General features: G+C 58.8%; 14 protein-coding genes. 9 read left to right on the top strand and 5 right to left on the bottom strand.

Annotation, left to right across the window (positions count from 1 at the left end; genetic code table 11):
* From Q0349_RS01185 to Q0349_RS01170, 4 genes are all read right to left on the bottom strand, one after another.
* On the bottom strand, positions 1-378 hold a 378-nt coding region (locus Q0349_RS01185), incomplete at its 3' end, for a hypothetical protein (protein WP_298078950.1).
* Positions 379-526: 148 nt separating this feature from the next.
* A complete protein-coding gene (locus Q0349_RS01180) occupies positions 527-1951 on the bottom strand; it encodes a porin family protein (protein WP_298078949.1) in 1425 nt (474 codons plus the stop codon).
* A gap of 102 nt (positions 1952-2053) precedes the next feature.
* Positions 2054-2635 carry a GNAT family N-acetyltransferase gene (locus Q0349_RS01175; RefSeq protein ID WP_298078947.1) on the bottom strand — a complete coding sequence of 194 codons (582 nt, stop codon included), beginning with the start codon at positions 2633-2635 and terminating at the stop codon, positions 2054-2056.
* Between the two features lie 2 nt (positions 2636-2637).
* Positions 2638-2871 carry a DUF896 domain-containing protein gene (locus Q0349_RS01170; protein ID WP_298078946.1) on the bottom strand — a complete coding sequence of 78 codons (234 nt, stop codon included), beginning with the start codon at positions 2869-2871 and terminating at the stop codon, positions 2638-2640.
* A gap of 259 nt (positions 2872-3130) precedes the next feature.
* On the opposite strand from Q0349_RS01170, the gene Q0349_RS01165 reads away from it, so the two are divergent.
* From Q0349_RS01165 to Q0349_RS01125, 9 genes are all read left to right on the top strand, one after another.
* Positions 3131-4111 (top strand): hypothetical protein, encoded by a 981-nt coding sequence (locus tag Q0349_RS01165; protein ID WP_298078945.1) that lies wholly within the window; start codon positions 3131-3133, stop codon positions 4109-4111.
* Positions 4108-4698: a 16S rRNA (guanine(966)-N(2))-methyltransferase RsmD gene (gene rsmD, locus Q0349_RS01160; protein WP_298078944.1), complete on the top strand. Its 591-nt coding sequence runs from the start codon at positions 4108-4110 to the stop codon at positions 4696-4698. Before Q0349_RS01165 ends, rsmD begins: the two co-directional genes overlap by 4 nt.
* A complete protein-coding gene (coaD, locus tag Q0349_RS01155) occupies positions 4695-5192 on the top strand; it encodes a pantetheine-phosphate adenylyltransferase (protein ID WP_298078943.1) in 498 nt (165 codons plus the stop codon). Before rsmD ends, coaD begins: the two co-directional genes overlap by 4 nt.
* Positions 5193-5247: 55 nt before the next feature.
* Complete coding sequence (locus Q0349_RS01150; RefSeq protein WP_298078942.1) at positions 5248-5478, top strand: hypothetical protein; 231 nt, start codon at positions 5248-5250, stop codon at positions 5476-5478.
* Between the two features lie 148 nt (positions 5479-5626).
* Entirely contained in the window at positions 5627-5875 is a 249-nt protein-coding gene (gene rpsP / locus Q0349_RS01145) for a 30S ribosomal protein S16 (RefSeq protein ID WP_298078941.1), read from the top strand.
* 4 nt (positions 5876-5879) lie between these two features.
* On the top strand, positions 5880-6425 hold the full coding sequence (gene rimM / locus Q0349_RS01140; RefSeq protein WP_298078938.1) for a ribosome maturation factor RimM: 546 nt from the start codon (positions 5880-5882) through the stop codon (positions 6423-6425).
* A gap of 3 nt (positions 6426-6428) precedes the next feature.
* Positions 6429-7184 (top strand): tRNA (guanosine(37)-N1)-methyltransferase TrmD, encoded by a 756-nt coding sequence (trmD, locus tag Q0349_RS01135; RefSeq protein ID WP_298078937.1) that lies wholly within the window; start codon positions 6429-6431, stop codon positions 7182-7184.
* Positions 7181-7543: a 50S ribosomal protein L19 gene (gene rplS, locus Q0349_RS01130; RefSeq protein WP_004139248.1), complete on the top strand. Its 363-nt coding sequence runs from the start codon at positions 7181-7183 to the stop codon at positions 7541-7543. Before trmD ends, rplS begins: the two co-directional genes overlap by 4 nt.
* The gene (locus Q0349_RS01125) at positions 7536-8378 is read left to right on the top strand and encodes a 3'(2'),5'-bisphosphate nucleotidase CysQ (protein ID WP_298078936.1); all 843 of its coding nucleotides are present in this window, start codon (positions 7536-7538) and stop codon (positions 8376-8378) included. Before rplS ends, Q0349_RS01125 begins: the two co-directional genes overlap by 8 nt.
* A gap of 39 nt (positions 8379-8417) precedes the next feature.
* Here Q0349_RS01125 and Q0349_RS01120 read toward each other — a convergent pair.
* A partial coding sequence (locus tag Q0349_RS01120; protein ID WP_298078935.1) for an Rne/Rng family ribonuclease occupies positions 8418-9846 on the bottom strand: 1429 nt, incomplete at its 5' end.

Raw genomic sequence — 9846 nt, 5'->3', positions numbered from 1 at the left:
AAATAACAAATAACCGCCTGTAGACATTTTTGATGATATTGGTTTTATAGATTCTGATTTTATTTCTTCTGTGGCTATTTTTGTCAAATTAATAAATTCATTCTCTACCTCTTGGCTAGATATAATATTATTATTTTTGGCAAGTGTCTCAAATAAAATAATACTATTCCTAGGAAAATTACCTTCTCTGCCATTATCTAAAAATATCCCTCTCATAATACGATTGTCTTCTGTACCAATAGCATTCAATGCTGAATCAACTGTTTCTCTGACTTTTTTATCATTCAAATCCAATATATTATCTCTAAATTTGATTGTCGCATTATTTGAGTGTGTTAATTTTACAAACTCATGGATGATAGCTAATTGACTATACATAAATCAAATTTCCTTCTATTTTAAAAATCAATTATTGCACTAAAATTGCTGCAATTTTTAATTACTTTCTCACTAATTCAAATTTTATTCTTTAATTAAATCTGATTCAAGAAAGTACATAGATACTAAATATGTTATTTTCCTCTTATCAAAACGACTTGCTAAACTCCAAATAGACATCCGCGTTGTGGTTGTCGTAATAGAAGTGGTTGCTGCGCGTTTTGTCCCAGGTGAAGGTCAGGCGCGGGGTGATGCCCCAGAAGTAGAAGTTGCGATTCCAGAGGCTGAGCGTCGCGCCGTATTCGTGGTCTTTGCGTTCAATGCCGAAGAAGTCCTTGCCGTCGTATGTGCGGTAGGCGATGTTGCCGCTCAGGCGGGTGGACATCCCCCAGCCCCACTCTTGTCCCCAGCCGGCGCTGAGGCCGTAGCGTTTGAAGGCGTCCGAGCTGTCCAGCGCCTGGCTGCGCATCGCGTTCGCGCCCGCAAACCAGTATTGGCGTGCGTTCGGTGCAAAGAGGAGGTTGAGGCTGCCGTAGTACTGGTTGCCGTTGAGCCATTTGCGGCTGTCGTGGTGTTTGTGCATTCCCTGCACCGCGCTGCTGATGCGCCAGCGCGGGGTAATCCAGTAGGAGACGTTGCCGTCCACGCCGAGGTTGGTGGAATAGCCTTTGCTGGCGTAGATGCGGCGCTGGATGAACGGGGTGAGGCTGATGTCCCAGCGCGAGTTTTGCCAGCCGACACCCGCGCCGGCGCGCAGGCGGAAATCGTCGTATTTGTGCGCGTCCCAGAACCAGTCGGTGACGACGCCCGCTTCTACCTGGCCGTAAAAGCCGTTTTTGATGGGGATGCGGCGTTCGGCGGAGACGTCGAGATGCACGCCGTGCGCGTTTTTCGGCGCGGGGAAGGTCCATTTGCCGTTGCCGACTTGTCGCTCGCGTTGGCGCGGCGCGTCGTTGATGTTGCGGTCGTGGCGGTAGTAGCCGCTGGCGTTAAATGTCCAGCTGCGGCGTTCGCGCAGGGTTTCCAGCGCCTGGTTGACGATGTTGCGGATGTCTTCGGGCAGGTTGTCCGAGCGCAGTTTTTCGAGCTGGCCGCGTGCCGCTTCGTCCTGGTGGTCGGCGAGCAAGGCCATCGCCAGATGCAGGCGCACCGGTTGCAGGCTGGGGTCTTCGGCAATCATTTCGCGCAGGCGGGCGATGGCGAGGTTGAGGTCGCCGTCGGCGCGCGCTTTCATTGCTTCGCCAAAGCGCAGCAGCATTTTGTCCTGTTTGTCGGCGGGCAGTTTTTTGTAGATGGGCAGCAGCATGGCGACGGCATCGGCGTCGCCGTTGATGATGGCGCTGTCTAGGGCGTTGGCGAGCAGCGCCGGGTCAGCGAGCAGTTCGGCTTCGGTGACGTGCATGACTTGCGCCTGTTGTTTTTGTGCCTGGTTTTTGTCTTCGACGGCGTGTTCGGCGCTGTCGGGCAGGCGGGCGTCCGGGGTGGCAGTTTCGCGCACCGGCGCGGGCGGGATGTTTTGTGCGAGGGCGATGCCGTTGAAAAGGGTGAGGGAAATCAGGGTAATCAGTCGCATTGTTCGGTTCTCTTTGCGGGCAAAATTGGGGCGCAAGTATACACTTCCCGCTTGTATTTCAAACGGATTGTGAAAAAACCGCCCTTTGGGGGCGGCTTCCGTTCAATGTTTGCGATGATTCAATGTTTTCTGCATATGTTCGTAGCGGTGTCCGCTTAGTTGCCGCGTGCCGACGGTCTGGTAGCCGAGGCGGCTGTAGAGGCGGCGCGCGCCGGGGTTGGTTTCGTCCACGTTGAGGCCGATGCGGTTTTTGCCGCTCGCCAGCGCCACTTCGGGCAGGGCGTGCAACAGCGCCGCGCCGATACCACGCCCGCGTTGTTGCGGCGCGACGGCGAGGGTATCGAGATACCACTCGTCCGGGAAGGCTTCGAGGTCGGTAAAGAGGCGGTGCGCCGGGTCAAGGCGGTGCTGTTGCAGCACGACGCTGAAGGGCTGGTCAATCTGCGCTTCGTCTTCGCTGGGGTAGCCGAAGGCGACGCCGGTGATGCGGCCATCGCTGATGTGGACGATACCGCGCGCGTAGCCGTAGCGGTAGCCGGGATGGGCGATGGCGCTGGCGAGCAGGGTGCGCGTGGTTTCCAGACCGTGACGGGCGAGGAAGGGCAGCTCCATCGCTTCCAGCACGGGCAGGATGATGGGGGCGAGAGCGGCAGCGTCTTCGGCGCGGGCGGGGCGGATGGGCATAATCAGTGCGGGTTGTGCTGCGCTTCCTGTGCCTCGCGCAGTTTTTGCGGGGTAACGTCGTTGCCGTCGCTATCGACGATGCGGGTAGCGAGCAGGTGCCCGTCCACCTGGCCGCGGATGGCGGCAAGGTATTCGCGCCGCAGCTGGTCGCGTTCGGCGGTTTCTTCGGCGGTGAGGGGGCGGCTTTTGGCGATGTGCGCCAGTTCGTTGATGCGGTTCAGGACGGGTATGGTCATCGGATGCTCCTTTATTAATGGAATGTAGCGGATATGGCGCTGACGGTCGCGGTTTCAAGGGTGGTTGTTGGCAGGGTTCATCCGGTGCGTCTGTTCAGAACCCCATGCGGGTTGCGTCAACGCCGTCCGGAGCGGGGCAGCAGCATCCCGGTAGCGTTAATCTGTTGAAATGCAAGATGATACTTTGCTGTTCGCAGAAAACGTATTTTCTGTAGCCGCCATGATAAGCTGCGCCGCGTGTTTTTCCCGGAGGAGAGTTATGAAAAAAGGCTTTTTCCTGCCGCTGCTTCTGCTCGCCGCAGCAGCGCAGGCGGCGGATGATGACGCCCGGCGTTGTGATTTGGCGGGTGCGTCGTTTCTCGACCCGCAGCGTCCGCCAGCGGTGGTATTCCGCTATTTTCATCCGGTCTATGCGGATGTTGCGGCGGTAAACGCTGACGCCGAAGCGTGTCAGCGCGCTTATGACCAAAGCAAGGACCCGCGCTATTTGTATCAGGCGGGGAATGTGTATGCGGGGTATTTTGATGAGGGTTCTGTCCGTTTTGCGATCGGCAAGATGAAGGCGAATGGCGCGACCGCGCCGGATGTTCAGGTGCCGGATGCGTTGTCGCTGATGGGTGCGCAACAATTCATGCGCGGTTATTTCAAACAGGCGGCGAATGCCGGTTATGCCGCCGCACGTTACGGGCAGGCTTGGGCGGTGCGGAATGAAGCGGACAGCTATAGCGATAATCACGCGGTGTTTGAGGGGCTGATGCCGGAGACGCCGTTGCTGGCGCATTTGGGGTTGGCAGACGGGGATTTTTTGTTGGCAATATTTGATTCTGCGCGGGAAGCCGAACATCGCGCGGCGGCGGAGCGGCATTTCCGTGATGCAGTCGCGCTGAATGCGGATGCGGCGGCGCTCGCCAGATTCCGGGACAAGGCGGAAAGGCGTGCGGTTTTGGAGGCTTCTGTTGCGCAGCATCCCAATCCGTTCAATCAGTCGCGTTTGGCGGGGCTTTATTACGCTATTGGCGAGACGGAAAAGGGCAACGCGCTGTTTGCCACGTTGCAGGCGCAGGCGGCGAATAATCCTGATGCGCAGACGGCGGTTGATTATTTGCTGGGCTTGCGTCGGCTCAATGGCTGGGGCATGGCGGTGGACAAGACGGGCGCGCTGACCGCGATGAAAAAGGCGATGCAGGGCGGTTATCCTGACGCGGTCGGGCTGGTTTTCGGCATGGAGCGTGCACAATGAAGCCAGCCATTCCCACCGCCGCGCACAAAATCCGCATTATCGGCGGCAAGCATCGCGGGCGGCGCATCATGATTCCCGACCGTGACGGACTGCGCCCCAGTCCCGACCGGGTGCGCGAGACGCTGTTTAACTGGTTGCAATGGGAAATTGCGGGCGCGCACGTGCTGGATGCTTTCGCCGGCAGCGGCGCGCTGGGGCTGGAGGCGTTGTCGCGTGGTGCGGCCAGCGTGCTGTTTGCCGACAATGACACCGATGGCGTCGCCCGCCTGCGCGCCCTGCTCGCCGAATGGCATGAGGCGCACGCGCGGGTGCAAGCGGGTGATGTGTTTCTGTTGTCGCCGTCCGCTGCGCGTTATGACCTGATTTTTCTCGATCCGCCGTTTGCTGCCGGGTTGCACGCGCAGGCGGTTGCGCATTTTGTTAATGAGCGGTGGCTGAAGGAACAGGGCAAGGTGTATCTGGAAATGCCATTCCCGCATGGGGATTTGCACGTGCCGCCCGGCTGGGTTTGGCACCGGCAGGGCAGGGCGGGACGCGTTTTCTTCGGCCTGCTGCGCCGCGATTATGCCGACGAGGCCGCCGCATGACGCGCATTGCCATTTATCCGGGGACGTTCGACCCGATCACACGCGGCCATGAGGACATCATCCGCCGCGCCGGGGCGCTGTGCGACCGCCTCTACGTCGCCGTCGCGCGCGGCCATCACAAGCAGACGCTGTTTGATATTGACGAGCGGCTGGCGATGGTGCGCATGGTCTGCGCCGATATTGTCAATGGCTGCGAGATTGTGCCGGTCGCCTTCGACGGCCTGTTGGTGGAAACCTGCCGCCACTACGGTGCGACGATTATCGTGCGCGGCATCCGCAGCGTCGCCGATTATGAGTATGAACACCAGCTTTCCGGCATGAATCATCACCTGTTGCCACAGGCAGAAACGGTTTTCCTCATCACCGCTGATCGCTATTCCTTTGTATCCTCAAGTCTTATTCGCGAAACGGCGCGGCTTGGCGGCGATGTTGGCGCGTTGGTGCATCCCGGCGTTAAGAAAAATTTAACTGCGAAGGTTTGTACGCAAAGTTAAAGTTTGTGTATATTAGCGCCTGTCATTTTTGACGCTAACAACTTTAGGAGTTCATATGAAATCTTTGAAATTTGCTTCCGTAGCTGCTGTTATGCTGATTGCTGCTGGTTGCGCCAGCCAACCGAAAGTTGACGAAAACGCTGAAATCGCCGCCCTGCGCGCCGACATCGCTGAAGTCAAATCCATCGCGATGCAAGCTAACGAAAATGCCATGCTGGCTCGTCAGCAAGCCCAGGAAAACAGCGAAAAAATCAACCGCTCTTTCCGTGGTAAACAATACAAGTAAGCAATCGCCGAACGTATTCCGAAAAAAGCACCGCAAGGTGCTTTTTTCTTGCCCGCCGTTTGCCAGCCGTACATTTCCGCTTCCCTTTTAACGTCAAATCCGTACAATACGCCGTCTTTTCACATCCCCAATTTTGAGAGGAAAAACCATGTTAGCCATTCGACTCGCCCGTGGCGGTTCAAAAAAACGTCCCTTCTATCACATCGTTGCCACCAACAGCCGCAACGCGCGTGACGGACGTTTCATTGAGCGCCTCGGCTTCTTTAACCCCATCGCCAAAGGACAGGAAGAAACGCTGCGCATCGCGCTTGACCGTTACAACTACTGGGTTGGCGTCGGCGGACAGGCCAGCGATCGCGTCAAAAGTCTGGTCAAACAATACCAGCAACAGGCCTGAATACATGGCCGACGGCAGCGCTGACATCATCGTCGGCCGGATCGTGGGCGTACACGGCATTCGCGGGCAGGTGAAAGTCCATTCGGACTGTCGCCCCCGCGAATCGCTTTTTCAGTACCGCCAATTCACCGCGCGCCAGCACGGACGCCCGGACATCGCGCTGCAACTGCTGCGCGGACAACATTCCGGCAAAGGCATGGTTGCCGCTTTCGCCGGTATCAACGACCGCGATCAGGCGCTGGCACTTGGCGGTTACACCCTCTACATCAGCCGCGACCAACTGCCCGCAGTGCGGGACGGCGAATACTACTGGGCGGATCTCATCGGCCTGCGCGTGGAAAACCGGCAGGGCATAACCCTCGGTCACGTTGCCGAACTCTTTGAAACCGGCGCGAACGACATCCTCATTGTCAAAGACGACAACGGCGCCGAAATCCTCATTCCCTTTGTCCAGCCGCGTTACGTTGAAGCGATTGACCTCGAAAACGGCGTGATGCGTGTGGACTGGGAAAGCGAATGGTCGCAGGTCAGCGCAGACGACCGCGAATAACCCGTGCGCATTGACATCATCAGCATCTTCCCCGATCTCGTGCGCCACTGGTTTGAACAGGGCGTGGTCGGGCGTGCGCTCGGCAAAGCCGACGCACCTGCCCGTTTGCACTACTGGAACCCACGCGACTACAGCGAAGACCGACACCAGCGCGTTGATGACCGCCCCTTTGGCGGCGGCCCCGGCATGGTAATGCAATACGAACCGCTGGTGCGCACCGCTGCCGCGGTCAATGCCGACGGCGACAAACCGCTGCACATCTACCTCAGTCCGCAAGGCGCGACCTTCAACCATGAACTCGCCGCCGAACTCGCGCGCAAACCGCGCATCGCCCTGTGGTGCGGCCGCTACGAAGGCATCGACCAGCGCTTCATTGACGAACACATTGACGCCGAAATCTCCATTGGCGACTTCGTCCTCTCCGGCGGCGAAATCGCCGCTGCCATCATCATTGACGCCGTGCTGCGGCTCATCCCCGGCATACTGGGCGACGTTGCCTCCGCCACGGAAGACTCGTTTCACCACCAACTGCTGGACCACCCGCACTATACACGCCCGGAAAATACTGCTAAAATCCGCGCCCCTGAAATTCTGCTCAGCGGCAATCACGCGCTTATCGAACGGTGGCGCATGAAACAGGCGTTGGGCAGAACTTTTTTGCATCGTCCCGACATTCTCAACCAACTTGAGCTCAGTGACGCGCAGCAAAAACTACTCAACGAATTTCTAACCGAACAGCATCTTGGAGAGCCGTCATGAGCAACATCATTGACACCCTGGAACAGGAACAATTCAAACAAAACCTGCCGAACTTCAACCCCGGCGACACTTTGGTCGTCCAGGTCAAAGTCCGCGAAGGCAACCGCGAACGCTTGCAGGCCTTTGAAGGCGTCTGCATTGCCAAGCGCAACCGTGGCATCGGCTCATCCTTCACCGTGCGCAAAATCTCCCACGGCGAAGGCGTAGAGCGCGTTTTCCAGACGCACAGCCCGCTGGTGGACTCCATCACCGTCAAGCGCCGTGGCGACGTGCGTCGCGCCAAACTCTACTACCTGCGCGGCCTCGAAGGCAAAGCAGCGCGTATCACCGAAAAACTCGACACCAAAAAAAGTGCCTGACCGGCACCTGTTGAGCGCGGACGCGCAACAACTCATCAGCGCAATCGCTGCCCTCGGACAAAAAACCGGGGCAGCGATTTTGTCGTTTTACGGGCAGCCAGAGCGCTACCACATCCAGCAAAAAAGCAATCACACCCCGCTCACCGCCGCCGACCTCGCCGCGCATGAACTCCTCGTGCGCGAACTGCCGCGCATCGTTGATCTGCCCTGTCTGAGCGAAGAATCCGACGCCGCCGTGCACCACAACCCGCCGGACAATTACTGGCTGATTGACCCCATTGACGGCACACGCGAATTTATCGAAAACACCGGTCAGTTCTGCATCGCCATTGCCCGCATCCGGCAAGGGCGGCCAACACTCGGCTTCATCTACGCCCCGGTCAGCGGCGACTACTGGTACGCGCTGCACGGACAGGGCGCCTACCAAACCGACGCGCGCGGCAACACCCGCCGCCTGCAATGCCGCCCCGCAGTGACACCGCCGACCATCATCACCGCCCGCCCCGGACTGGGCCAACGGATGCGCGCGTATCTCAGCGACAATTTCGGCGATTACCGCCACATCTGCCGCGGCAGCGCCCTCAAATTCTGCGCCATTGCCGAAGGCGATGCCGACCTCTATCCCAAACTCGCCCCGACTACCAGCCAATGGGACATTGCCGCCGGCGACATCCTCCTGCATGAAGCGGGCGGCGGTCTGCGCCTGCTCGGCAACCATCTCGCGCAATACGGCGGCAGCGACACGCTCAACCCGCCCTTTCTCGCTTACGGCGCCGGTTTTGACGAAGCGGCGTTGCAGCGCTATTTCACGGCGATGCAGGCGGTACTCGCCTGATTCACTTAATGCCACGGATACGGCGATGGGCGGGCGCGCTTACCCCAGCGCGATGTCGTACTGGCCGTGGCGGTAGGCGGAATCCACCTGTAGCCGTATCGGGATTTTCAGCAGCGCCTGCAGGTCGGAGAAGGTCAGCGATTCTTCCTCGCGGATGAAGTCAATCAGCTCCAGCCCGGCGACGATGGTCATCGTTTTCGGGGTGAAGTCGCGCGCTTCGCGCATCAGGTCGCGGAACAGTTCGTAGGTGATGGTTTCTACGGTTTTGACGTAACCCCGCCCCTGGCAGCACGGGCAGGGTTCGCACATCAGCTGGCGCAGGCTTTCGCGCGTGCGTTTGCGCGTCATCTCGATGATGCCGAGCGGCGAGATGGGGCTGATGGTGTATTTGCTGCGGTCGCCGGCAAGGGCGGCGAGGAGCGCGTCCATCACGCCCTGCTGGTGCGCGGGGTCGTTCATGTCGATGAAGTCGAGCATGATGATGCCGCCGAGGTTGCGCAGGCGCAGTTGGCGGGCAATGGCGCGCGCCGCTTCGAGGTTGGTTTTGTAGATGGTGTCGTCTTGCGAGAGTTTGCCGACGAACGCGCCGGTATTGACGTCTATCGTCGTCATTGCCTCAGTCTGGTCGATGATGAGGTAGCCGCCGGATTTGAGCGCGACGTGCCGCTTCAGCGCCAGGCTGATTTCTTCTTCGATGCCGTAGCGCTCGAACAGGCTGCGGTCGCCGTTGTAAAACTCCAGCCGCGTCGCTTCCATGCCGACGAGGAAGTTGGCGGCAAACGCCTGCATTTCGCGGTGCGCGCCGGGGTGATCGACGACGACGCGGCGCACGCCGGGGGTGACGAAATCGCGCAGCACTTTCTGATACAGCGGCAGTTCGCCGTACACCAGCGAACCCGGCCGCGCCCCACGCTGTTGCTGCTGGATGGACTCCCAGACGCGCTGCAAATACTGCATATCGGCGCGCATCGCCCAGACGTCCGCCGATTCAATCGCGGTGCGCACGATGAAGCCACCTTGCCGCCCCTGATGGAAACCGGCGACGGTATCGCGCAGCGTCTGCCGTTGCTCTTCCGAGGCGATTTTGATGGACACGCCGATTTCATCCGCCGTCGGCAAAAACACGAGAAAACGCGAGGGGATGGAAATCTCCATCGTCAGCCGCGCGCCCTTGCTGCCGATGGGATCTTTCAGCACCTGCACCAGGAGCGACTGCCCCTCGCGCAGCACATCGCTGATGCGTTCCGGCGGCTTGTCGCCACGGCGCACCACATTTTTCACGTGCAAAAATCCGGCGCGCTCCAGACCAATATCAATAAATGCCGCATCCATGCCCGGCAGCACCCGCTGCACCTTGCCCTTATAAATATTGCCGACGATGCCACGCTTGCGCTCGCGCTCAACGAAAAAATCCTGCAAGACGCCGTCTTCCAGAAGCGCGACCCGCGTCTCATACGGCGTGTGATTG

This window comes from uncultured Cardiobacterium sp. (assembly GCF_938028185.1).
Classification (GTDB): domain Bacteria; phylum Pseudomonadota; class Gammaproteobacteria; order Cardiobacteriales; family Cardiobacteriaceae; genus Cardiobacterium.
Note: the sequence above shows the minus strand (reverse complement) of the source record. Positions and strands in the feature narration are given on the sequence as shown.

Bases quoted from the DNA above. Each gene is read 5' to 3' on its own strand.
- Q0349_RS01170 (WP_298078946.1), bottom strand. From the start codon at position 2,871: ATGACCATACCCGTCCTGAACCGCATCAACGAACTGGCGCACATCGCC.
- coaD (WP_298078943.1), top strand. From the start codon at position 4,695: ATGACGCGCATTGCCATTTATCCGGGGACGTTCGACCCGATCACACGC.
- Q0349_RS01165 (WP_298078945.1), top strand. From the start codon at position 3,131: ATGAAAAAAGGCTTTTTCCTGCCGCTGCTTCTGCTCGCCGCAGCAGCG.
- rplS (WP_004139248.1), top strand. From the start codon at position 7,181: ATGAGCAACATCATTGACACCCTGGAACAGGAACAATTCAAACAAAAC.
- rimM (WP_298078938.1), top strand. From the start codon at position 5,880: ATGGCCGACGGCAGCGCTGACATCATCGTCGGCCGGATCGTGGGCGTA.
- rpsP (WP_298078941.1), top strand. From the start codon at position 5,627: ATGTTAGCCATTCGACTCGCCCGTGGCGGTTCAAAAAAACGTCCCTTC.
- Q0349_RS01180 (WP_298078949.1), bottom strand. From the start codon at position 1,951: ATGCGACTGATTACCCTGATTTCCCTCACCCTTTTCAACGGCATCGCC.
- Q0349_RS01150 (WP_298078942.1), top strand. From the start codon at position 5,248: ATGAAATCTTTGAAATTTGCTTCCGTAGCTGCTGTTATGCTGATTGCT.
- Q0349_RS01175 (WP_298078947.1), bottom strand. From the start codon at position 2,635: ATGCCCATCCGCCCCGCCCGCGCCGAAGACGCTGCCGCTCTCGCCCCC.
- rsmD (WP_298078944.1), top strand. From the start codon at position 4,108: ATGAAGCCAGCCATTCCCACCGCCGCGCACAAAATCCGCATTATCGGC.